The sequence below is a fragment of the Pseudoflavonifractor sp. BSD2780061688st1 E11 genome, from assembly GCF_005844125.1.
Lineage (GTDB): Bacteria > Bacillota > Clostridia > Lachnospirales > Lachnospiraceae > Sellimonas > Sellimonas catena.
Map to the genome: position 1 here is coordinate 1 of NZ_SPHM01000023.1, position 21,889 is coordinate 21,889.

Annotated in this window: 23 protein-coding genes; 7 read left to right on the plus strand and 16 right to left on the minus strand. The window is 48.0% G+C overall.

The window, feature by feature from the left end; all coding sequences use genetic code 11:
• Positions 1 to 304: 304 nt before the first annotated feature.
• A complete protein-coding gene (locus FGQ85_RS11065; RefSeq protein ID WP_087168696.1) occupies positions 305 to 1,342 on the plus strand; it encodes a proline racemase family protein in 1,038 nt (345 codons plus the stop codon).
• Between the two features lie 34 nt (positions 1,343 to 1,376).
• Positions 1,377 to 1,964, plus strand: coding sequence for a TetR/AcrR family transcriptional regulator (locus FGQ85_RS11070; RefSeq protein WP_138373482.1), 588 nt, complete (start codon positions 1,377 to 1,379; stop codon positions 1,962 to 1,964).
• Between the two features lie 43 nt (positions 1,965 to 2,007).
• Here FGQ85_RS11070 and FGQ85_RS11075 read toward each other — a convergent pair whose 3' ends face one another.
• From FGQ85_RS11075 to yedF, 10 genes are all read right to left on the minus strand, one after another.
• Positions 2,008 to 3,990, minus strand: a complete 1,983-nt coding sequence (locus tag FGQ85_RS11075; protein WP_087168723.1) for a sodium-translocating pyrophosphatase — start codon at positions 3,988 to 3,990, stop codon at positions 2,008 to 2,010.
• Positions 3,991 to 4,119: 129 nt separating this feature from the next.
• Positions 4,120 to 4,356: a DUF3343 domain-containing protein gene (locus FGQ85_RS11080; RefSeq protein ID WP_087254621.1), complete on the minus strand. Its 237-nt coding sequence runs from the start codon at positions 4,354 to 4,356 to the stop codon at positions 4,120 to 4,122.
• On the minus strand, positions 4,353 to 4,559 hold the full coding sequence (locus FGQ85_RS11085; protein ID WP_087168699.1) for a sulfurtransferase TusA family protein: 207 nt from the start codon (positions 4,557 to 4,559) through the stop codon (positions 4,353 to 4,355). The genes FGQ85_RS11080 and FGQ85_RS11085 overlap by 4 nt, the downstream gene beginning before the upstream one ends.
• A 52-nt stretch (positions 4,560 to 4,611) precedes the next feature.
• A complete protein-coding gene (gene yedE, locus FGQ85_RS11090; protein WP_087168700.1) occupies positions 4,612 to 5,712 on the minus strand; it encodes a YedE family putative selenium transporter in 1,101 nt (366 codons plus the stop codon).
• Positions 5,713 to 5,730: 18 nt separating this feature from the next.
• The gene (locus FGQ85_RS11095; protein ID WP_087168701.1) at positions 5,731 to 6,870 is read right to left on the minus strand and encodes an aminotransferase class V-fold PLP-dependent enzyme; all 1,140 of its coding nucleotides are present in this window, start codon (positions 6,868 to 6,870) and stop codon (positions 5,731 to 5,733) included.
• 114 nt (positions 6,871 to 6,984) lie between these two features.
• The gene (locus FGQ85_RS11100; RefSeq protein WP_138373483.1) at positions 6,985 to 7,890 is read right to left on the minus strand and encodes a selenium metabolism-associated LysR family transcriptional regulator; all 906 of its coding nucleotides are present in this window, start codon (positions 7,888 to 7,890) and stop codon (positions 6,985 to 6,987) included.
• Positions 7,887 to 9,803 carry a selenocysteine-specific translation elongation factor gene (gene selB / locus FGQ85_RS11105; protein WP_087254629.1) on the minus strand — a complete coding sequence of 639 codons (1,917 nt, stop codon included), beginning with the start codon at positions 9,801 to 9,803 and terminating at the stop codon, positions 7,887 to 7,889. The genes FGQ85_RS11100 and selB overlap by 4 nt, the downstream gene beginning before the upstream one ends.
• A 30-nt stretch (positions 9,804 to 9,833) precedes the next feature.
• Complete coding sequence (gene selA, locus FGQ85_RS11110; RefSeq protein WP_087168724.1) at positions 9,834 to 11,228, minus strand: L-seryl-tRNA(Sec) selenium transferase; 1,395 nt, start codon at positions 11,226 to 11,228, stop codon at positions 9,834 to 9,836.
• Positions 11,229 to 11,255: 27 nt separating this feature from the next.
• Positions 11,256 to 12,305, minus strand: coding sequence for a selenide, water dikinase SelD (gene selD / locus FGQ85_RS11115; RefSeq protein ID WP_087168704.1), 1,050 nt, complete (start codon positions 12,303 to 12,305; stop codon positions 11,256 to 11,258).
• Positions 12,306 to 12,473: 168 nt separating this feature from the next.
• A complete protein-coding gene (yedF, locus tag FGQ85_RS11120) occupies positions 12,474 to 13,082 on the minus strand; it encodes a sulfurtransferase-like selenium metabolism protein YedF (protein WP_138373484.1) in 609 nt (202 codons plus the stop codon).
• Between the two features lie 253 nt (positions 13,083 to 13,335).
• Here yedF and FGQ85_RS11125 point away from each other — a divergent pair, with 253 nt between their 5' ends.
• The 5 genes from FGQ85_RS11125 to FGQ85_RS11145 all read left to right on the plus strand — a co-directional run bounded on the left by FGQ85_RS11125 (position 13,336) and on the right by FGQ85_RS11145 (position 17,163).
• A complete protein-coding gene (locus FGQ85_RS11125) occupies positions 13,336 to 14,205 on the plus strand; it encodes a class I SAM-dependent methyltransferase (RefSeq protein WP_138373485.1) in 870 nt (289 codons plus the stop codon).
• The gene (locus FGQ85_RS11130) at positions 14,205 to 14,816 is read left to right on the plus strand and encodes a carbohydrate-binding family 9-like protein (RefSeq protein ID WP_158099290.1); all 612 of its coding nucleotides are present in this window, start codon (positions 14,205 to 14,207) and stop codon (positions 14,814 to 14,816) included. Before FGQ85_RS11125 ends, FGQ85_RS11130 begins: the two co-directional genes overlap by 1 nt.
• A 60-nt stretch (positions 14,817 to 14,876) precedes the next feature.
• The gene (gene nagB, locus FGQ85_RS11135) at positions 14,877 to 15,608 is read left to right on the plus strand and encodes a glucosamine-6-phosphate deaminase (protein WP_087168708.1); all 732 of its coding nucleotides are present in this window, start codon (positions 14,877 to 14,879) and stop codon (positions 15,606 to 15,608) included.
• 72 nt (positions 15,609 to 15,680) lie between these two features.
• Positions 15,681 to 16,796: an N-acetylglucosamine-6-phosphate deacetylase gene (nagA, locus tag FGQ85_RS11140; protein WP_138373486.1), complete on the plus strand. Its 1,116-nt coding sequence runs from the start codon at positions 15,681 to 15,683 to the stop codon at positions 16,794 to 16,796.
• 19 nt (positions 16,797 to 16,815) lie between these two features.
• Positions 16,816 to 17,163, plus strand: coding sequence for a hypothetical protein (locus FGQ85_RS11145; RefSeq protein WP_087254635.1), 348 nt, complete (start codon positions 16,816 to 16,818; stop codon positions 17,161 to 17,163).
• A gap of 74 nt (positions 17,164 to 17,237) precedes the next feature.
• On the opposite strand, the gene FGQ85_RS11150 is transcribed toward FGQ85_RS11145, so the two are convergent.
• The 6 genes from FGQ85_RS11150 to FGQ85_RS11170 form a co-directional block, all read right to left on the minus strand.
• Positions 17,238 to 17,897 carry an HAD family phosphatase gene (locus FGQ85_RS11150; protein ID WP_138373487.1) on the minus strand — a complete coding sequence of 220 codons (660 nt, stop codon included), beginning with the start codon at positions 17,895 to 17,897 and terminating at the stop codon, positions 17,238 to 17,240.
• Between the two features lie 20 nt (positions 17,898 to 17,917).
• A complete protein-coding gene (locus FGQ85_RS18395) occupies positions 17,918 to 18,076 on the minus strand; it encodes a hypothetical protein (protein ID WP_171027948.1) in 159 nt (52 codons plus the stop codon).
• Positions 18,077 to 18,142: 66 nt separating this feature from the next.
• The gene (gene epsC / locus FGQ85_RS11155) at positions 18,143 to 19,060 is read right to left on the minus strand and encodes a serine O-acetyltransferase EpsC (protein ID WP_138373488.1); all 918 of its coding nucleotides are present in this window, start codon (positions 19,058 to 19,060) and stop codon (positions 18,143 to 18,145) included.
• Between the two features lie 224 nt (positions 19,061 to 19,284).
• The gene (locus FGQ85_RS11160) at positions 19,285 to 19,920 is read right to left on the minus strand and encodes a GntR family transcriptional regulator (RefSeq protein WP_138373489.1); all 636 of its coding nucleotides are present in this window, start codon (positions 19,918 to 19,920) and stop codon (positions 19,285 to 19,287) included.
• Positions 19,921 to 19,966: 46 nt separating this feature from the next.
• Positions 19,967 to 21,142, minus strand: a complete 1,176-nt coding sequence (locus FGQ85_RS11165; RefSeq protein ID WP_138373490.1) for a hypothetical protein — start codon at positions 21,140 to 21,142, stop codon at positions 19,967 to 19,969.
• Positions 21,143 to 21,253: 111 nt separating this feature from the next.
• Complete coding sequence (locus FGQ85_RS11170) at positions 21,254 to 21,847, minus strand: AAA family ATPase (RefSeq protein WP_087168715.1); 594 nt, start codon at positions 21,845 to 21,847, stop codon at positions 21,254 to 21,256.
• Positions 21,848 to 21,889: the final 42 nt, after the last annotated feature.

Genomic DNA, 21,889 nt, shown 5'->3' on the forward strand with positions numbered 1-21,889 from the left:
TGAATTGTCTGAAAATAAAAGAAATAAACTGATATCAAAAAAAGAAGAAAAAGTGCCAACGATTACTTGACACATACATTTTAGCAAATAGCCGTTGACTTTTCAAGGCTTTTCAGTCATAATTGTAATAACTTACTAGACGCCGTACTAGAATGCGGTCTACTATATGGCACCTGCCGCTTCCGGCTTATGCCGCCGGTATTTTTTTTCTGCATACCGTACAGCGTCCCGCCCGATAGATTTATCGCTTTTATCTATAGGCAATCAAAGTTTATGAAGTATTTTTTCTAAGGAGGATCTGATCATGGAACTGAACCCAAAATTAAATCTTGATAATTTTGAGGCATCTTTTTTAGCTGTGGATACACACACAGTCGGAGAATTTACACGTATTGTAGTTTCCGGTTTCCCGAAACTGGAAGGTAATACCATGATTGAAAGAAAGAACTATCTCGCAGAGCATTACGATCATTTTCGTCAGGCTTTGATGTTTGAACCACGGGGACATCACGACATGTTTGGCGCTGTTGTGACAGAACCGGTCAACCCTGAAGCTGATTTCGGCGTTATTTTCATGGATACCGGAGAGTATCTGAACATGTGCGGACATGGTACAATCGGTACAGTTACAGCCGTAATCGAAACAGGACTGATCGAAGCAAAAGAACCTGAGACAGAAGTCGTTCTTGAGGCTCCGGCCGGATTAATCCGTACAAAGGCTCAGGTAAAAGACGGAAAAGTTGTCAGCGTTACTTTGACAAACGTACCTGCATTCCTTTATAAAGAAAATCTCAAAACAGTCGTAGACGGAAGAGAAATTACTTATGATATTTCCTTCGGCGGAAGTTTCTTTGCCATTATCGATGCAGAACAGCCGTCTCTGAATCTTCACGTAGATTCCAAGACTGTTCCGTTCCTTCAGGATTTTGGAATGAAGCTTCTGGAGAATGTCAACAAAGAAGTAAAAGTAAAACATCCGGAGCTCGACATTACAACTGTAGACCTTGCCGAGTTCTACTGTCATACAGATACACCTGGATGCAGCCGCAGAAATGTTGTAATCTTCGGCGATCATATGGCTGACCGTTCTCCGTGCGGAACAGGTACAAGCGCAAAACTTGCCACACTGTACGCAAAAGGTGAAATCGGTATCGGTGAACCTTTCGTATACGAAAGCTTTATCGGCTCCCAGTTCAAAGGTGTTATTCTCGGTGAAGCAAAAGTAGGCGATTACAATGCTGTTATTCCGCGGATTACAGGATCTGCTTATGTTACAGGTCTTTCCACCTACGTCATTGACCCGGACGATCCGCTGAAATACGGATTCCGCGTAGGTCACTAGACCTCACAGTCATGCAGAAAGGACACAGATTTTTATGCCAAGAAAACGTTCTTCCACGAAAAGCCGTATAGTAAAAGCGGCATGGAATCTTTTTTACAAAAAAGGCTATGACAAAACAACCGTAGAAGATATTATCGCTCTTTCCAAGACATCAAAAGGAACCTTTTACCATTACTTCAAGGGGAAAGAGGCACTGCTGAATTCCATCTCCGATCTGTTTGACTCAAAATATGAAGATCTTCAGTCAAAAATTGATCCGGATCTGTCTGCCTATGATACACTTCTGTATCTGAACAGAGAACTGTTCCATATGATCGAAACGAGCATTGATGTTAATCTTATTTCGTTTTTGTATTCTTCTCAGCTTGTCACAAAAGACCACCGGTCGCTTCTTGACGAGCAGCGTCTGTACTTTACCTGGCTGAGAGAGATCCTGGAACACGCGGTGGAAACCGGAGAGTTTCATCCCGGCTGTACTGTCGATGAACTGCTCAAGATTTACGCCATGTATGAGCGTTCCATGATTTATGACTGGGCATTATGCCGGGGTACATATTCCCTGTCCGAGTACAGCGGGCGTCTTCTGCCCCACGTACTGGATACATTTGTTCATGGTATTTAAAGAGAATCCTGCACTTTTCATGCAGGATTCTCTTTTTTCTTTTTTACAAAAGACTTCCGACCGAAAGGAACAACGGTGCAAACACCAGCGAAACAATTGTCATCAGTTTGATCAGAATATTAATAGACGGCCCCGAGGTATCTTTGAAAGGATCACCCACGGTATCTCCGACTACTGCCGCTTTGTGCGCCTCACTTCCCTTTCCACCGTGATGTCCGTCCTCAATATATTTTTTTGCGTTATCCCAGGCTCCGCCTGCATTGGACATGAAAATGGCCATCAGGACACCGGTTACAAGCGCTCCTGCCAGAAGACCGCCCAGCGCCCCCGTTCCAAGGATCAGCCCTGTTACTACCGGAGATGCGACCGCCATAATTCCCGGGATCAGCATTTCCTTCAAGGCTGCTGTTGTAGAAATTGCCACACAGGATTTGTAATCAGGTTTTTCTGTACCGTCCATAATCCCCGGCATTGCCTTAAACTGTCTTCTTACTTCTTCGATCATCTGGTATGCTGCTTTCGATACACTCTGCATTGTCATGGACGAGAATAGAAACGGCAGCATTCCTCCAATAAAAAGTCCGATAATAACTCTGTTGTCCAGAATATCAATCTGATCCAGCCTGACTGCCTCAGCGTAGGACACAAACAATGCCAGCGCGGTCAGGGCTGCAGAACCGATGGCAAATCCTTTTCCTATCGCCGCTGTCGTATTTCCAACGGAATCGAGCTTATCCGTAATCTGACGGACCGATTCGTCCAGCCCCGCCATCTCTGCAATACCTCCCGCATTATCCGCGATCGGGCCATAGGCATCCACCGCAACAGTAATAGCCGTTGTAGACAGCATTCCTACTGCGGCCAGCGCAATTCCATAAAGACCGCTGCACTGGTATGCCGCAAAAATACCGACACAGATCAGAAGAACCGGCGCCGCTGTCGATTTCATTCCGACAGCCATACCGCTGATAATCGTTGTCGCCGCTCCTGTCTCTGACTGCTTTCCAATCTCTTTTACCGAATTATAATCTGCTGATGTATAAATTTCTGTGATAATTCCGATCAGCAGGCCCACAGCCAGACCGGAAATCACCGCTCCCGCCATCCTGAGGCTGCCAAAGAACGCAAGGCTGAAGACAAGCGACACAACAACCACCAGTGCGCTTGATACATACGTTCCCATCTTAAGAGCTCTGTGCGGATTCGACTTTTCATCTCCTTTTACAAAGAAGGTCGCAAGAACAGAAGCAATCAGTCCAAGCCCGGAAATCACGAGCGGATACGCGACGCCTGCCGTCTCATGATATACGATTCCAAGTGTCAGAGCCGAAATCAATGCCCCTACATAAGACTCAAAAAGGTCAGCTCCCATTCCGGCCACGTCTCCGACATTATCTCCGACATTGTCCGCGATGACAGCCGGATTTCTCGGATCATCTTCCGGTATTCCGGCCTCTACTTTTCCGACCAGGTCAGCGCCAACATCTGCCGCCTTCGTATAGATACCGCCTCCCACACGGGCAAACAGTGCGATGGAAGATGCTCCGAAGCTGAATCCGGAGAGCACATCAATATTTCCTGTAATCAGATAAATCATGCTGACACCGAGAACCCCGAGACCTGCCACACAAAGCCCCATCACGGCTCCACCGGAAAATGCTATGGAAAGAGCCCGGTTCATACCGGATTTCATTGCCGCATTTGCCGTTCGGACATTTGCCTTTGTCGCCACCTGCATTCCAAAGTAACCGGCAAGTGTCGAAAACAGAGCACCTGCTACAAAACACACGGCCGTTACAAGGCTTCTCGTTCCAATACCGATCAGTACAAACAGCACTACAACAAAGACTATCAGAATCCGGTATTCCGCCATCAGGAAAGCTCCAGCTCCTTCCGCAATGGCTTCGGAAATTTCCCGCATTCTCCTGGTTCCTGCCTCCTGTCTGGAAACCTTAAGCGCCAGATAAACCGCAAACAGAAGTGCCGCTGCAGCAAATACAGGAACTACTTTCAGCATTAATGTCATATCATCTCCTCCTCTCAATTTCATGACTTTGCTGTACTTTCTGCTTTTACAGAACAGCCCGCCCCGCGGAAATTTGTCCCCCAAAAAGCAAAACCGGATTTTCATAATGAAAATCCGGTTTTCTCCTGATTATACCATACATTCGTGAAGCTCTTCGTGTTCAATTCCCACCTGATCCATGATGTCAAGCACCGAATCCCTGTCCGTAAGATCCGCACACCAGGCAAGTCCGCATCCCGCCGAAATCGCCCTTGGTACAGGGATCAGTCTGCCATTCACTTCATGTTCTTTACAAGTCTTTTCCATTGCCATAGCATCTGCTGTCGTATGGAATGTCACTACCAGCTTTAATTCTTTCTTTCTCATGATTCAATCACTATTTCAAATTCAGAGCCCTTTTCCGTCACGGTAACCTTCTTGCCTTTATCTTTCGCGAATTTCTCTACATTCGTTCTCTGATGAGGTTCGCTTACAAGTACCTTTACCGGCTCCGTCGTTCCTTTGATCGCCTCTGCTGTCAGCATGATCGGTTCCGGACAGGAAAGTCCTCTTGCATCTACTTCCTTCATTTCATTATCATCCTTTCTCATAGAATAACATACATTTCATTAAAATACCATACTATTTCGCCATTTTCCGCTTATTTGTCAATGCAATTATGAAACATACGACAATACAGATGACAACTGCAATCTGACCTGCTGTGCTGACTCCGCCTGCGGACGCTGCCTTGTCCGCAGTTGCCGCACTTGCTGCCGCGCCTGCCAGTCCAAAGTTATGTGATACAGCAGCGCCGACAAACAGTCCCAGTACCGTGACTGCGGAATCGGAAGATCCCTGTCCTGCCAGAACGAGCTGGCGAAGAGGACATCCACCGGCAAGTACTGCCGCGAACCCTACCGCATACATCCCGAGAATATTCCACAGATGCGCGGAATGTGCGATCGGCTGTCCACTGAATCCGAGGTGGAATCCGCCTGTTGCGATATTATAAATCAGCATAACTGCAAACAGTCCTACGATAACAGAAATCAGATCGAAACTTTTGACAAGAATAATATCACGGATACTTCCCGCAAAACACATTCTGGATTTCTGCGCAAAAGCTCCAAAGATCAAACCACCGATCAGAGAAATCAGAATCGGGGCGTGAAGGGCTCCCGGGCCTGCCCCCGGCTCTGATGCAGCAAGCAGTGTTGTGCATACGCTTAAAATCAGAATTCCCACCATCAGAATCGGAAGTACTGTACCACTTGCGGCATTGGTCTCATGTGCCCGTCCAAGGCTGAATCCTTTCTTCAGGAAAAATGCTCCTGTTGCAACGCCGGCAGCAAATCCGATCAGGGCAACCCATGCATTCAGGTCACCTGCTGACATACGGAGTACCATACGAAGCGGGCAGCCAAGGAATGCAAGAGAACCGATCATAATGATCATTCCAAGGACAAAACGGATCATCGGAGAAGATCCTCCGGTAGACCGGTATTCCTTTGTCGCTAATGAGATCGCAAATGCTCCCAGCACAATTCCTACAATTTCAGGTCTGGCATACTGTACTGCCGCCGCGCTGTGGAATTTCAGAGCTCCTGCAGTGTCCCTGACAAAACATGCGATACAGATCGCCATATTCGCCGGGTTTCCTGTTGCAGCCAGAACTGCAGCAACAATACCGCAGACAACGCCGGCAAGCGCCAGTTTTTTCTTTGAGTCAGATAAATTCATTCTCTTTCCTCCTGTTCCTTATTCTTCTTTCGCGAGTTCTTCTACTGCACGGATGGCAGTCTGAATCTCTTCCTCAGTATTGAAATGGGAGAAGCTGAAGCGTACGGATCCCTGTTCTACCGTACCGAGCGCTTCATGCATCAAAGGCGCGCAGTGTCCGCCCGGTCTCGTGGAAATGTCGTACGTCATCAGAAGTTCGTCGCTGACTTCCGCGGAATCATAATCCCCGATATTCAGTGTAACGATCGGGCATCTCTCTTCCGTCTCGAAATCACCGTAGATTTTCACGCCGGGAATATCTTTTACCCCCTCGTAAAACATCCGCATCCACTTCTGCTCGGTTCTGCGGATCGTATCAATCCCAACACGTTCGATGTAGCCGAGTGCCGCATTCAGTCCTGCGATTCCATGCCCGTTGAGTGTGCCTGCCTCCAGTGCCGTCGGCATTTCAGACGGATGATGATGATTGTATGTCTGTACTCCGCTTCCTCCCATCTTCAGCGGACGAATCTTCAGTCCTTCTCTCACATAAAGCCCACCGGTTCCCTGCGGGCCCAGGAGTCCTTTGTGTCCTGTAAAGCAGAGTACATCCACATGCATGGCTTTGACATCAATCGGGAAAACCCCCGCCGTCTGGGATGCATCCACAATATAGAGAACACCATGGTCATGTGCCATCTTTCCGATCCTTCCAATATCAACCAGATTTCCCGTCAGATTGGATCCGTGTGTCGTCACGATGGCCTTTGTCTCTGGACGGATTGCCTGCTCGATCTCTTCATAACAGATCCTGCCCTTGTCATCACTCTTTACAAAGGTCACTTCCACTCCTTTTTCCTGAAGATCATAGATCGGCCTGAGGACAGAATTATGCTCCAACACAGTCGTAATTACATGATCTCCAGGATCTATCAATCCCCGGATTGCCGTATTCAGGCTTTCGGTAGAATTGGATGTAAACGCGATCTGCTTCGGATCCTCCGCACCAAAGAGCTTTGCCAGGCGCTCTCTTGCTTCATAAATGATCCGCGCCGCCCCCAGAGATGCTGTATTGGCACCTCGCCCTGCATTTCCAAGGGAACCCATTGCATTTACAACCGCATCGATCACTTCCTGCGGCTTATGCATCGTAGTCGCCGCATTATCAAGATAAATCATAGTCTCTCCCTCCCATTACCTCTAGTATATCTTTTTTATCAAATCCAGTCTAATTTAAAAACCCTATGAAAATTGCCAATTTATAGAAACATTCTATAAATTGGCAATCTGTAATTACTTGTGAATTTGATACATTTCTTTCACTACTTTAATAAACCGCTCAGCGGATTTTGAAAGGTGAAAGTTTTTATTGTAAACGACATTCAGGTCCCGGCCTTCTCCTTCACCCGGCACCTTGCGGCAAAGCACCTTTCCTGTTCTGACCTCTTCTTCCGCTGCCAGTCTGGAGATAATGGAAATTCCCATTCCGTTCATGACGGAACGTTTAATTGCCTCCTGGCTCTCCATACTTGCGACTACGGTAAGCTGATCCACATCGATCCCGTAGCGTTTCAGCTGTTTTTCCGCTTCCTTTCGTGTCCCGGATCCTTCCTCCCTCATGATATAGGATTCTGATTTCAGCCAGTCCAGATTTTCCTGCTCCATAAGCGCCTGATACTTTTCCGTATTCGGCATAATGATAATCAGTTCATCCTTATAGAAAGGAATATATTTGCAGAACTTCCTCTCGAGAACAGTTCCGGAAAACCCGATATCAGCCGCTCCCCCGGAGATCAGTTCGATCACTTTGGAACTGTCCGTCTCAATGATCTTAAACTGCTCTTTCGGATATTTCTCAATGAACCTTGCCAAAATCCCCGGCAGAATATACTGCGCCGGAATTGTGGATGCCGCAATTGTGATCTTTCTGACATCCGACTGTCTCTCTCCGCAGAAACATGCCTCAATCTGCTCTTCCAGATCAATCATCTGTTTTGCGTAGCTGTAGAGAACGGTTCCATCCTCGGACAGACTCACCTCTTTTGTATTTCTGATAAACAGCCTTGCATCCAGCTCCTTTTCCAACGAGGCAATATGTGCGCTGATCGTCGGCTGTGTCAGATACAGCTCCCTTGCCGCTTTGGAAAAGCTCTTCTTATCTGCAACACATACGAATGCCTCCAACTGTTTTAAATTCATAAATATGCAACCCTTTCGCTCTCTGCTCCTGTTTTCTTAGTCACTTTCTGGCTGTCCATATATTCCAGGATCGGCTTGGCGCTCTTCCGGCTTGTTCCAAACATATCCCGCACCTCAGCAATCGTAATCAAACCGTCCTTCTGAAGTTTCTCAATAATCTTTGCTTTTGCTTTCTCCATATAGGACGCCAGTGTATACATTTCATCGTTGATCTTTACGACAGTTCCGTCGGAAATCAGCACCTGAAGCACATCTTCCTTCACTCCGTCCGGGAGCTTCGGAAATACGATCTCTGAAAAACGGACAAAATCATACCCCGCTTTCTCAAAGGTCTCAAGAATCGTCCGGGATGCTTTCTCAAATACCGCATCTTTTGGTATCTCATAAGCCGGGGCATGGAGGTACTCTCCGCTGCGTCCGATCTTTCCCTCATTTATCAGCATTTCAATATACATGTCAAATACATTTGGCTTGACCTGCTTCATAAAGCGCATATGCACTTCTGCCTTCGGCATACCCGGCCGGTACGGATGAGCCTTATGGAATCCTTCCAGCTCTTTTAAAATGGACTCTGTCATGCTCTCCTGCGAACTTCTGTGCCATACATAGGTATCTTTCTTCATAGGGAACACATGAATCTGTCCTGCCGCCTGCAGCTCTTTTACATCTTCCTCCACTTCCTCCGGTGCAAGCGCAGTGATCTTGGCCAGTTCCGCAACTGTCACCATAGTCTTGTCATGCTGGCGGATATGAAGCTCGATCACATCAGCAGAGGAGCCGGACTCTTTTTTCTTCAGTTCCTCAATCACATCCGGCTGGAATCTCTTCTTCCATTTCGGATTCGGCTCCAGAATCACGCCGCCCCCGATGGTCTCCATTGGAGAATAGAAGCGCACAACAAACCGGTCGCCTCTTCGCACGGCGATCTCCTCCTCCAGACGCAGCTGCACAAAGCCGCTCTCGCCCGGTCCGATCTCCTCTTTATCAAGCAGGACGGCACGGCACAGAACTTCGCTTGTCCCTGTAAACAGGTGAAGTCTTGCATTATTGGTAAGGATCCTCATGGAAGATGGAAGGACATTGAGCCTTACGTCCAGAAGATCTGTATTTTTCATATTTTTCGGTGGCGCAAGAACACAGCCCCTCTTGATCTCAGACTTTTTGATGTTGGAGAGATTGATGGCCACACGCTGTCCGGCATAGCAGACATCCACATTTTCGCCGTGGACCTGGATATTCCGGATTTTACATTCTTTTCCGATCGGATACATGCAAAGGGTATCCTCTTTCCGGATTGTCCCCGCAAGCAGGGTTCCGGTAATGATTGTCCCGAATCCGGATATGGTAAACGCACGGTCAATCGGAAGTCTCGGAATCGTATGAATATCTTTTTCCGTCACTTCATTTTCCGTCATCCGCTGGATCGTATCGATAAGATCAGGCAGCCCCTCTCCTGTAGCGGCGGATACCTTTACAATCGGTGCATTCTCAAGGAATGTGCCATGCAGTTCCTCACGCACTTCCTCCTCGACAAGCTCCATCCACTCTTCATCCACAAGATCGCATTTGTTGAGGACAATGATACTCTTCTCAATACCAAGCTCGCCAAGAATGTCCATATGTTCTCTTGTCTGCGGCATGATTCCCTCATCCGCCGCGATTACAAGCATGACCAGATCCATCCCTACCACGCCTGCAACCATATTGTTGATAAAACGCTCATGTCCCGGCACGTCGATAATCCCTGCCCGGTCGCCGTTTGGAAGGTCGAAGTAGGTAAATCCAAGATCGATCGTGATCCCTCTTCTCTGCTCTTCTTCCCATCGGTCTGTATTTCTTCCTGTCAGCGCCTTGATCAGCGTCGTCTTTCCATGGTCAATATGACCGGCTGTTCCTATGATAATGTGTTTCATGTTATTTCATTCCCACTGTCTCTATCGTAATTATAATATCTGCTTTAACTCGTCTGCCGCAAGCTTCATCCGGTCTTCCTCGATGGTCCTCACATCCATCAGAATCGTATCGTTGACCGTCCTTGGGATGATCGGAACCTCCAGATGGCGCATTGCCGTCTCAAGCTCCGGAACACTCATCGTTTCCGGACGGATGCCGACAGCCATACTCGGAATCCTCTCAAGCGGAAGAGATCCCCCTCCGATCTGGGATTCACACTTCTGAAGAGTGATAGCCGCCTTAAGTCCTTTTCTTTCCAGCATCCGTTTAAATCGTCTTGCAGACTTTTCCACCTCTTCGGCAGATTTTGTAATCATGCGAAGAACCGGAATCTTGTTTACCGCGTTTTCTTCGCTTAAATATTCCTGTAATACCAGCTCCAGCGCCGTCGCCGTAAACTTGTCGATACGGAGGGCTCTTGTCAGCTGGTTCTTCTTCATTTTATCAATGTATTTTTTCTTTCCGACGATAATTCCCGCCTGCGGTCCTCCAAGAAGCTTGTCCCCGCTGAAGCAGACTACATCCGCTCCCTTCCGGATGGAATCCTGTACCGTCGGCTCATAAGTCAGTCCGTATTTACTCAGATCAATGAGTACACCGCTTCCGAGGTCTTCGATAATCGGAAGATCATACTCCTGTCCCAGCGGAATCAGATCGTCGATGCCTACGGACTCGGTAAATCCGACAATCCGGTAATTACTTGTGTGAACCTTCAGAAAAGCTTTCGTCTCCTCTGTGACAGCATCCGCGTAATCAGAATAGTGCGTCTTATTCGTCGTTCCCACTTCCACAAGTCTGGCTCCGCTTTGCTCCATCACGTCCGGAATCCTGAATTTCCCGCCGATTTCCACAAGCTCTCCTCTGGATACGACAACCTCTCCTCCTTTTGCCATGGAACTTAAAATCAGCATAACGGCAGAAGCATTATTATTGACTGCCATGGCAGCCTCCGCTCCCGTAATCTTGCAGAGAAGCTTCTCAAAGTGAGAGTACCTCTCCCCACGTCTGCCGGCCTCCAGATCATACTCCAGATTGGAGTATCCGCATGCTACTTCCGCAAGCCTTGCCATATGCTCCCTGCTGATCGGGGCACGTCCCAGATTGGTGTGGAGAATCGTACCTGTCGCATTGATCACCGGGCGCATATCCGGCGTATGCATCTTCTCCACCCGCCGGATAATATCCGGAATCAGATTGTCAATTCCGCGGCGGATCGTCTCCTCTTCGTCGCATGTCCGGATCAGTCCGCGCACATACTCTGTCTGCTCCCTGATAGCATCCATCACCGTGTCTCGTTCATAAATCGAAGCTGCGTTTTGGATTCTTTCATCTTCCAGCAGTATATCCACCTTCGGAATACTGCGGTAAAAAATATTTTTGTCCATTTTCGTCTCTTTTCCATTCTCCGGCATCTATACAAGCCGGATGAATGTGTTGTCCTCCTGATCTTTTTCCGATACTTCGCCTATCATGGCCACCCTGGTATCCAGTCCCTTTTTCTCAAAATCTTCCATGACAGCATCTGCCTGCTCCGGCGCAACGCTGATCAGAAGCCCTCCGGATGTCTGCGGATCATAAAGAAGATCCACGTAGTGTTCCGGCGTACTGCCGATATCCACATACTGTCCGGAATGTCCTCTGTTTTTATACGCCCCTGCCGGAATCAGTCCCATCTTTGCATACTCAACCGCATCCGCAAAATACGGGATCTTTCTCACATCCAGATTCAGGCACACTCCGCTTGCAGTTGCCATCTCGGCCCCGTGTCCAAGAAGCCCGAATCCTGTCACGTCCGTGCAGGCGGATACGTCATACTTCTCCACAACCTCTTTCGCTTTCTTGTTGAGAGAAGACATGACAGTCTCTGCCTCCTTGATCGCTCTTTCAGAAGCCATCTCCGCTTTGATCGCCGTATTGACGATACCGTTTCCAATCTGCTTTGTCAGAATAAGCTTATCTCCCGGCCTGCATCCGTAATTTTTAAAAATCTTCTTCGGATGAACGAATCCGGAAACACAGAGTCCGTATTTCGGTTCATCATCCTGAATGGTGTGTCCGCCCACCAGCACGGCGCCTGCTTCCATCACCTTGTCCGCTCCGCCTTTTAAGATTTCTCCTAAAATGGACGGATCCAGACAGTTCGGGAATCCGACGATGTTAAGCGCCACCTTCGGCTCTCCTCCCATGGCCCACACATCGCTTAACGAATTGGCTGCCGCAATCTGGCCGAACATATATGGATCATCTACGATCGGAGTGAAGAAATCAACCGTCTGGATCATGGCGATGTCATCTGTCACCTTGTAGATCGCAGCATCATCCGCTGTCTCGATTCCGACGATCAGGTTGTCATCATGGAATTTCGGTAGCTTACCCAGAACCTGGGCAAGGGTCTCAGGACCTATCTTGGCGGCTCACCCCGCCGTCTTTGTCATTTGTGTCAATTTCACATCCTGAATCATCTTTTTCTTCTTCTCCTTTCGCATGTACTTATAGAAAAAACTTATAACTTTTTTATTATATCATAAACCGAAACAAGATCAACCAAAAATCTACGTTTCCCGTCAAAAAAATATCAGGATCAGCACAGTCTGATGCCGATCCTGATGTATACTTCCATACTGTTGTCTTTATGGTCTGATCACTTTTGATGCCTGTTCCATCGTCTCTACAATGCTGTACATATTTGTTACTGTTCCGACAGCCAGCTTCTCTTTCAGTCCATAGTAATCAAGACATGTTCCGCACGTCATGATCTCAACGCCCTGTGCCTCCAGATTCTTCAGATCTTCCAGAGAGTCGGACTCCTCTGTCGTCAGTGTCGCGCCTCCATTATAAAAGAGCATGGTCTTTGGCAGCTCCTCAAGCTGTGTCACCGCAAAGAGGAAACTTTTCATCAGGACTTTTCCCAGCTCCTCGTTTCCGCTTCCCATCTTGTCCGAAGATACGACAACGATCGTATTTCCTCTCTTGTCCGGTGTGCAGGAAACCTCTTCTTCAGCCTCTTCTTCTGCCGGTGCACCTTCCATCTCAATCAGGATGCGGTATTCTTTCTCCGCTTTCTTTTCGGATGTTACTTTTCCGCCTGAGGACTGAGCCATCTTTGTCACATTCTGAACAGCGATTTCGTTATCTACCAGTACTTCGATTGTATCCGGTCCTGTCAGCTCCTTCATTGCTTTCTTTGTTTTAATTACAGGAATCGGACAATTATCTCCGATTGCGTTTACTTTGATCATTTCTTGTTCCACCTTTCCTGTTTAGTTCCATATCTACCGATTATTTTAACACTAAGCAAATAGCCGGTAAACGGATTTACTTATCGGTTTTTCGTATATCAATCATTTGCTTTTTCTATAGGTTCAGCTCAAAAAGGGTGTTTTTCATTGAGCTTTTATTCCTTTACTGCTATAATAAACAGGATTATGGAGGATTCACAAAACGGAATCACACCGTCACGATAAATATCAGATATAGAAAGGATTGTTAATCATGTGGATTGCAGATGGTTGGAAAGATTATGAAGTCATAGACTGTTCCGGCGGGGAAAAGCTGGAACGCTGGGGTGATTACATCCTGGTCCGCCCGGACCCGCAGGTAATCTGGAATACTGAAAAGACAAACCGCGGGTGGTATCATCCAAACGCACATTATCACAGAAGTAAAAAAGGCGGCGGAGAATGGGAATTCTTCAGCCTTCCGAAGCAATGGCAGATCCATTACCGGGATCTGACCTTTAATCTGAAGCCTTTCAGCTTTAAACATACGGGACTCTTCCCTGAACAGGCGGCAAACTGGGACTGGTTTTCTGAAAAAATCCGTTCCGCCGGACGCCCGGTCAAGGTGTTGAACCTGTTTGCCTACACCGGAGGAGCCACTCTTGCGGCTGCCGCTGCCGGAGCGCACGTCACTCACGTGGACGCTTCCAAAGGCATGGTCACATGGGCAAAGGAAAATGCTGCTTCTTCCGGCCTTTCGGACGCGCCGATCCGCTGGCTTGTGGACGACTGTATGAAATTTGTCGAAAGAGAAATCCGCAGAGGAAATCATTATGATGCCATCATCATGGATCCGCCTTCCTACGGCCGCGGACCAAAAGGCGAGATCTGGAAGATCGAGGATGCCATTCATCCTCTGATCCAGAAGTGTACACAGATTCTGTCCGACAAGCCGCTGTTTTTCCTTGTCAACTCTTACACAACCGGCCTCGCTCCTGCAGTTCTGGCCTATATGCTCGGCACGGAGTTGAAACAGTTCCACGGTCATGTGGACTCTCAGGAAATCGGTCTTCCGGTTTCTTCAAACGGTCTTGTACTTCCATGCGGGGCAAGCGGCCGTTGGGAAAGCGGGGTTTCGGCATAATGAAAATTCAGATCCTCTCCTTCCCGGAACAGTTATCTTCAGAGGGCACCTCATTTGAGGTGTCCCATTTACTCTGGGGGACGAAATTTGCTCCTCCCGTTACAGGCCGGATCGGATATGTGCCCGGTGACGGATTCTACGTGGAAATGACCTGTTTTGAGACAGATCCGCTCCGCCGTCAGACCGGCTTTCAGGTTCCTGTTTACCTGGACAGTGCCATGGAAGCGTTTTTTCACTTCCCGTTTTCCGGAAAGCGAAGCCGGAAACTCTCTCCGTATATCAATCTGGAATTCAACGCAAACGGCGCTCTCCTTGCCCAGTACGGATTTGCCCGTACCGGCCGTACCCTGTTTTCGGAAGCAGAATGCCGTGCGCTGTCACACCATGTCCGTCTGATGCCGGACTGCTGGAAACTGACCTTCCATCTTCCGCTTTCCCTTTTGGAACAGATTTACGGAATCACAAAATCCGGTCTTCCCGATACCTTTTCCTGCAACTTTTATAAGATTTCGGAAGATCCGTCCATCGAGCATTACGCTGCATTTTCGCCCATCCTGTCAGACGCTCCGGATTTTCACAGACCGGAATTTTTTGAAAAAGCCACGTTTTGAAAGTACTTTCTCTTTTTATGTGTTATACTGTAACTATCAAACAAAAGGGAGATTTTAGTCATGAGATTCTACGTGGAAAAAGATTACGATGCTCTGAGTCAGAGAGCTGCCAACATCATCGCAGCACAGGTTATTTCAAAACCGGACTGTGTACTTGGTCTGGCTACAGGTTCTTCTCCGGTCGGAACCTACAAAAACCTTGTTGCCAAATACGAGAATGGTGACCTTGATTTTTCACAGGTGAAGACAGCCAATCTGGATGAGTACAAGGGACTTCCAAAAGATAATGATCAGAGCTACTATTATTTCATGCATGATCATCTGTTTGATCATGTAAATATCGATCCGGCAAACACCAATATCCCGGACGGCACATGCGAAGACAGCGAAGCAGAATGTGCGCACTACGAAGAAGTCGTTGCTTCTCTCGGCGGTGTGGATCTTCAGCTTCTCGGAATCGGACACAATGGTCATATCGGATTCAACGAACCGGGCAGTGAATTCCCGAAAGCAACGCATTGTGTTGACCTTCAGCCAAGTACGATTGAAGCAAATAAACGTTTCTTTGCTTCCGCTGATGATGTTCCGAAACAGGCTTACAGCATGGGAATCGGAACCATTATGCGCGCAAAGAAAATTCTCCTTATTGTAAGCGGAGAAGATAAAGCTGAAGCGGTCGCAAAATCATTCTTTGGGCCTGTTACACCGGAAGTACCTGCATCAATCCTGCAGTTCCATCCGGACGTAACCGTTGTAGCTGATGAGGCTGCTTTTTCCAAAGTTCCTCGTTAACATGTAATCAGGGATGCCGGGAGGAAGGATTCTTTCCCGGCATCCTTTTCTTTCAGACAAAGGAGTACTATTATGATTATCAAAAATGTAAAAGTATACGGGGAGGATTTTCACTTCCATCCGGGTGATGTAGTGATTGAAGACGGACTGTTTTGCGAAACTGCTTCCGGTTCCGGTGAAGTTGTGGACGGCGGCGGTGCCTACGCCATTCCGGGACTGATTGACATTCATTTTCACGGATGCATGGGAGCCGACGTCTGTGATAACGATCCGGAAGCACTTCGGACAATTGCCGAATACGAAGCTTCCATCGGTGTAACAACCATCTGTCCGGCCACCATGACACTTCCTTCAGAAGAGCTCAAGAAGATTCTTGCTACCGCTGCTTCCTACACAAATGAGCAGGGTGCACATCTTGTGGGTCTGAATATGGAAGGGCCTTTTATCAGCATCGCAAAGAAAGGCGCGCAGGACGAAAGGAATATCATTCCGTGTGATGCCGCTCTTTTTAATGAATTTCAGGATGCCGCAAAAGGGCTGATCAAATTTATCGGCGTTGCGCCGGAAATGGGTCTGGAACGGACACTTGATTTTATCCGAAAAGTGAAGGACAACGTATCCGTTTCTCTGGCACATACAAACGCTCCATATGCAGACGCAAAGGCCGCTTTCGATGCCGGAGCCTGCCATGCGGTTCATCTTTTCAATGCCATGCCTGCATTTACCCACCGGGAACCGGGTGTTGTCGGCGCTGTATTTGACAGTCCACATGTATTCGCAGAGCTGATCTGTGACGGGGTCCACATTCATCCGGCCATGGTACGGGCTGCCTTTGCCATGCTTGGTTCCGAAAGAATCTGCCTGATCAGTGACAGTATGCGCGCCACAGGAATGCCGGACGGCTCCTACACCCTCGGCGGACTGGATGTCAATGTGTCCGGAAAACATGCCACTCTGGCAGAGGGCGGAGCACTGGCCGGATCCGTGACAAACCTTGCCGACTGTATGCGTACCGCAATAACTGAGATGGACATTCCGCTGGAAGACGCTGTCCGTTGTGCCACCTACAATCCGGCACGCGCACTGCACCTGGAGCATCTGTACGGAAGCATCTCTCCCGGCAAAATCGGAAATCTGGTCCTGTTAAATCCGGATCTTTCCCTGAAACAGGTTATCATCAACGGCTAATGACAAGGAGGTGCCGGATATGAACCATCAGGATTTCATCTCCCGTCCGGGATTTGTCTACCGGATCGGAAATCAATATTATTACCTTGGAAAGTGGATCTGTCAAAAATGCAGTGATTCTGACGCTGCAGACTCCCACTATATGTATGAACTGGCATATAAGGAACAAAATCCCGCGGACCTGAACCTCTATTTCCAGAAGCTTCGGGCCTACAGCGATTTCGCTCTTACGCCTCCTCTTGACAAAGAAGGCGTACACCGTGCTCAGGATCTTCTTCTGGAAAGTCTGTCCGACATACAGGCAGAAGACCTGACACATCAGATTCACGTCTTTGAGGAATGCTGCAGCCGCTTTCTGAATCTTTAGGATGTACGCACATTTCTCATACATCACAAAATCAGCCGCACAGAGAAGGACTGCCTTTTCTGTACGGCTGATTCTTACTTTTCTTTCAGGATATTGATCACATCAAACAATGATTCACACTGCCATGTGCTGAGACTTTTGATCTCCTCGTCCGGCCTGACCAGATCCGGTATGACAATCGGATACATGCCCGCCGCATGCGCAGAACGGATTCCATTCGGCGAGTCCTCCAGTGCGGCTGCTTCCGAAGGCTTCACTCCAAGTTTCTCACATGCTTTCAGATAAATCTCCGGGTCCGGCTTGGCATGTGTGACCATATCGCCAAAGACCGCGGCGTCAAAATAATCCCAGATCCCTCCCTCTTTCAGAAGCGTTCTGGAATAGGCCTCCCCGGACGAAGTGGCGACCGCCAGCAGGTATCCTTCTTCTTTTGCGTAGGAAAGCAGCTCATCCACACCCGGCTTTTTCGGAACTCCTTCCGTCTCCTTCAATTCATAGAAAATCTCCCTTGTCATCTGATTAAAGGTCTCTACCGGAAATTCCTCTCCAAATGTCTCCCTGAAATACCTGCTTCTTCTTACAACATTAAACCCGAGGGTATGATAGATGTGATCTCCTACGTTTGGGTATCCCAGCCGTTCTCCGGCGATATACCACGATTTTTGGACCACTTTCTCCGAGTCAAAGAGAAGCCCGTCCATGTCAAATACCAGTGCCCTGATCTTTGGCTGCATCGTCTTTCATCCTTTCTGCTTTATAGTTTTCCGCTTCCCATGGCATCCTTTACATAGGAGGTCACGTCTTCAAGCTTTTGCAGAATTTCCTGACGTTCTTCCCACTCTTCGCCTTTGAGATCAAGGTCTACCAGTGCCTGTTTTACTTCTTTTAATTTTAAAATCAGTTCCTGTCCCATAAACTTTCCCTCCTGATGTTCTTTTGCCTATATTTTACTACTTCCGTCTTCCAAGGTAAAGGAGTTTTAATTTTCCCACTCCCAGAGATTCTTCTTTTCCTGATTTTCTTTTGGCGTTTTGAAAATCAGTTCCGGGCTCTTGGCGCTTACTTTCGTGTAAGGCGGCACGGACTCTGTAATGAAAGTATTTCCTCCGATAATGCAGTGTTCCCCGATCACGGTATCTCCACCAAGGACGGTGGAATTCGAGTAGATCGTCACATGGTCGCCGATGGTAGGGTGTCGTTTCAGTCCGGCAAGCTTCTGTCCGTTTCTTGTAGACAGCGCCCCGAGCGTCACGCCCTGATAAAGTTTGACATAGTCACCGATCTCGGTCGTCTCCCCGATTACAATTCCGGTGCCGTGGTCAATAAAGAAATATTCTCCGATTCTGGCTCCCGGATTGATATCGATCCCTGTTCTTCCATGCGCATACTCTGACATGATCCGCGGAATAAACGGGATCTTTTCACCATAAAGCACATGGGCAATCCGGTACACATAAACCGCGAACAGTCCAGGATAGGAAAAGATAATCTCCTCCCGGCTCTGGGCCGCCGGGTCCCCATCAAATCCAGCCTGTACATCTTTGAGCATCAGATTCTGGATATCCGGAATCCGGGAGAAGAAGCGGTCCGTCACTTCCTGAGCCTTCTGCTCTACATTCTCTTCTTTCCCCTGATATCTCAGTGCAATGGTGATCTGCTCTTTCAGCGCATCGTAAAGATGGTTGATCCGGTATCCTGCATAGTAGGCGGTATCCAGTTCCAGCGCGCTGTCTTTTCCAAAATATCCCGGAAAAATAATCTGTCTGAGATCACGGATAATCTCAATCACCGCCGCGCGCTCCGGAAGCCTCCGCCCTTTTTTCGGCATGAACAGTTCCTCAGTGAGGTAATTACGGTTCAGTTTTTCTACAACTTCTTTTATCGCATCTTTTTTCATAATGACTCCATTTTCTTTTTGCTTTATCTTATTACAGTGTGAATGTGATGTCAACCTTGTTCTTTTCCATGCAGTCCTCTCCCTTCCCTGACGTTCCGGGCCGGGTAAAAGAAAAAAACAGGAAGATCTGCATCAGAACCTCCTGCTCTTTTTTGTGAGTTACATTATAGCCATGAATGACAACTCTATTTTATTTTAAAGTTGTTACTTTTGCAAGTACTTTTTTACTGATGCGGATACATAAATTTCTGTACCCTTTCCGGACATTCCTCATCCCCTGTATAATACAGGATATCATTGAGTTTAAACACCGCTTTTGGCCCCGGAGACATCATAAGCACTCCATTTCTCCTGATTGCGATCACGGTCGCAAAGGTTTCCTGCCAGAAATCCACTTCCCCGACAGTCCGGTCCAGATAAGGAGTCTGATCTGTAATCACAATTTCATACGGGATAAATGGATTGGTTGACCGGTAACGCTCAATCTGATCAATCATCTCTGTCAGATAATCATAAAGCTCTTTGATTTCCTCCTGCTGGCGTTCCACACTGTCAAGAATATTCCGTTTTAGATTCTGGATTGATTTTGTCTGTTTCTGCTGCTGAAGAAAATTCTTTGCATTATCCACCGACTTGATCAGAACACCGCTGTTTTTCTCAATCGTCACCACATCCCAGTCCGCAAGAATGCACATTGCTCTGCGCGCTGTCTCCGAAGAAACACTGTACTGACTCCCGATGGCGGATCTTGCATAGATTTTCTGATCCTCCTGATAAATTCCATTTACAATTTTATAGGCAATATCCGTAGCAATCTGCTGATACTTCGGGATTCCGTTATCTGCTCTTCTCTTATTCATTCTGTCTGTCCTCCCTTTCTTTGCATGTCGGCTCTTTTCTTTCGTGCTACCGGATGACGGAATAATGATGCGGAGATGTGATCTGCGCGCTCCAGCAGCTGCAGATGCCGTTCCTCCGCCCCTCGCACCAGTCTGCGCTGGTACAGTGCATCGTTACATCCGGGACGGCGAACATGCCGCTGTAACGTCCGGATACCTTCCCGTTCTCCTGTCCCGCTACGTACCCGTTGGATACGAGGAAGTGCTTCGGAGCATACTCCGAGAAATCCCAGTAACAGGCATCCGTCCCATGTCCCGGAAGCGTAATGCACCAGTATTCTCTGTGAAGTCCGGCGAGCCCGTCCTCATTTGCCGCCAGCCATGCCGCCCTTTCTTTCCAGGTGTTTCCTGTATAGAGAAAATTCCTGCTGCCGTCTTCACGGGTATGAAAAATCAGTCCTGTCCTGTCATGAAATGCTTTCAGAATCTCAAGATGTTTCTGGCACCGTTCCACCATTCCAAGAAACCGCTCGTTTCTACGCAGCTTTCTGAAGTCCGACCGGAAGTTTTTGATGTCCTCTTCCAGTTCCACCGGGATTCCCTCTTCATTTCTCGGAACATCCGCGCTTCTGGAAATGGCAAGAAGCCGCATGTAAATCTCTCTCATTCTTGAGGAGACCCGGACCAGTTCTCTCCACATGCAGCGGTCCTGCTCATAAAAAGCGTCGAGAATCCCCGCGGACTTAAGTGTCTGTTCCATCTCCGCTTTCAGTCCGTCTTTCTGCGGCCAGAGTACCTGATACCTCCCGCCGATGCTCTCTCCCCTTTTCAGGAAACAAAGCCTGCCCGGAAAAGTTAAAAGTACTTCCATCAGGCTGGTAAGTGTCACCGCTTTTCCCGGAAGAAACCCTCCTCTGGAAAGATCCTGCAAAAGCAGCAGAGCAAGCACCTCGTTCATCCACCGTTCCGAAAAGAGATCCGGAAGGTATACAGTCCGGATTCCGTCACCCGGCCGTACCCGGCCTGTCTGGAGGAACCCGCTGATATGTTCCGGATCAAACTGTGTAATCAGCAAATCATATCCCTCTTCTGCCGCCCGGTCCTGTATCTCCCGGTAAATCTCTCCGCTGTCTGTCCCATTGATTCTTTTATTGCGGGTTCCACAGTTGACTGCCAGTTTTTCTGTTCCGTCTTCCAGCAGGAAACATTCTCCAAGCCCCATATTGTACATCTGTATTTCCATATTCCGGTCCTCTCTTTTGTCCTTGTTCCAGACTCCCCCTACGTCTGACAGGAGATCCCCTGCCGTCCGGCCGGAATCTCCTGTCTGCATTCGTCTGTCTGACTTTTCTCTTTACTCCTCATCCTGGAGTTTTCGTACCACTTCTTTCATGGATTTGCGGAACTCTTCTTCATTGGAATTATAAAACAGAAGGAGCTCCTGATCTTTGCTTTTGTCGTTCAGTTCTTCCGGGATGGAAAAATCAGTCTTTGCCATGTACTCATCCCAGTGTGCCAGCTTCCATGTGTCACGGTCGCTGTTTCTCCGGATCATCCTCTTCTTGCAGATCGCCGGATCTGTGACAACCCACACAACATAAAGTCTTGCATTCTTTCGCATCAGATCCTGCCGGAGGCTCTCCATAAATCTCGGATTTCTGACCTCACGGGTAAACGGCGCGTTGATCAGCGCAATGTCATCGTATTCCAGCGCATCCACCGCCATATCCAGAATCGCCGCATATTCGTAATCACGGATATGTTCTTCAAAGAAATCCGAGCTTCTGTCATATGGCTGATTTGCCACTTCAAAAATCTGTCTGCTCAGAATAATCAGTGCATCTTTATCCAGATATACAACATGATTCAGTTCTGCCGCAAGTTTCATGGCAACATAGGTTTTTCCGCATGCCGGTGGTGATGTAACTAAAATGAGTTTCTTTTTCATGGATTCATGCCCCTTTCCTCATATTATCTATACACTATCATA

Excerpts from the sequence above, each read along its gene's own strand:
- FGQ85_RS11165 (WP_138373490.1), bottom strand. The coding sequence starts at position 21,142 with ATGGAAATACAGATGTACAATATGGGGCTTGGAGAATGTTTCCTGCTG.
- FGQ85_RS11100 (WP_138373483.1), bottom strand. The coding sequence starts at position 7,890 with ATGAATTTAAAACAGTTGGAGGCATTCGTATGTGTTGCAGATAAGAAG.
- FGQ85_RS11145 (WP_087254635.1), top strand. The coding sequence starts at position 16,816 with ATGAACCATCAGGATTTCATCTCCCGTCCGGGATTTGTCTACCGGATC.
- selB (WP_087254629.1), bottom strand. The coding sequence starts at position 9,803 with ATGAAACACATTATCATAGGAACAGCCGGTCATATTGACCATGGAAAG.
- FGQ85_RS11065 (WP_087168696.1), top strand. The coding sequence starts at position 305 with ATGGAACTGAACCCAAAATTAAATCTTGATAATTTTGAGGCATCTTTT.
- FGQ85_RS11160 (WP_138373489.1), bottom strand. The coding sequence starts at position 19,920 with ATGAATAAGAGAAGAGCAGATAACGGAATCCCGAAGTATCAGCAGATT.
- FGQ85_RS11170 (WP_087168715.1), bottom strand. The coding sequence starts at position 21,847 with ATGAAAAAGAAACTCATTTTAGTTACATCACCACCGGCATGCGGAAAA.
- FGQ85_RS11125 (WP_138373485.1), top strand. The coding sequence starts at position 13,336 with ATGTGGATTGCAGATGGTTGGAAAGATTATGAAGTCATAGACTGTTCC.
- FGQ85_RS11085 (WP_087168699.1), bottom strand. The coding sequence starts at position 4,559 with ATGAAGGAAGTAGATGCAAGAGGACTTTCCTGTCCGGAACCGATCATG.
- FGQ85_RS18395 (WP_171027948.1), bottom strand. The coding sequence starts at position 18,076 with ATGGGACAGGAACTGATTTTAAAATTAAAAGAAGTAAAACAGGCACTG.
- yedF (WP_138373484.1), bottom strand. The coding sequence starts at position 13,082 with ATGATCAAAGTAAACGCAATCGGAGATAATTGTCCGATTCCTGTAATT.
- FGQ85_RS11070 (WP_138373482.1), top strand. The coding sequence starts at position 1,377 with ATGCCAAGAAAACGTTCTTCCACGAAAAGCCGTATAGTAAAAGCGGCA.
- FGQ85_RS11075 (WP_087168723.1), bottom strand. The coding sequence starts at position 3,990 with ATGACATTAATGCTGAAAGTAGTTCCTGTATTTGCTGCAGCGGCACTT.
- selA (WP_087168724.1), bottom strand. The coding sequence starts at position 11,228 with ATGGACAAAAATATTTTTTACCGCAGTATTCCGAAGGTGGATATACTG.
- nagB (WP_087168708.1), top strand. The coding sequence starts at position 14,877 with ATGAGATTCTACGTGGAAAAAGATTACGATGCTCTGAGTCAGAGAGCT.
- epsC (WP_138373488.1), bottom strand. The coding sequence starts at position 19,060 with ATGAAAAAAGATGCGATAAAAGAAGTTGTAGAAAAACTGAACCGTAAT.
- FGQ85_RS11150 (WP_138373487.1), bottom strand. The coding sequence starts at position 17,897 with ATGCAGCCAAAGATCAGGGCACTGGTATTTGACATGGACGGGCTTCTC.
- FGQ85_RS11095 (WP_087168701.1), bottom strand. The coding sequence starts at position 6,870 with ATGATTTATCTTGATAATGCGGCGACTACGATGCATAAGCCGCAGGAA.
- FGQ85_RS11130 (WP_158099290.1), top strand. The coding sequence starts at position 14,205 with ATGAAAATTCAGATCCTCTCCTTCCCGGAACAGTTATCTTCAGAGGGC.
- yedE (WP_087168700.1), bottom strand. The coding sequence starts at position 5,712 with ATGAATTTATCTGACTCAAAGAAAAAACTGGCGCTTGCCGGCGTTGTC.
- nagA (WP_138373486.1), top strand. The coding sequence starts at position 15,681 with ATGATTATCAAAAATGTAAAAGTATACGGGGAGGATTTTCACTTCCAT.
- FGQ85_RS11080 (WP_087254621.1), bottom strand. The coding sequence starts at position 4,356 with ATGAGAAAGAAAGAATTAAAGCTGGTAGTGACATTCCATACGACAGCA.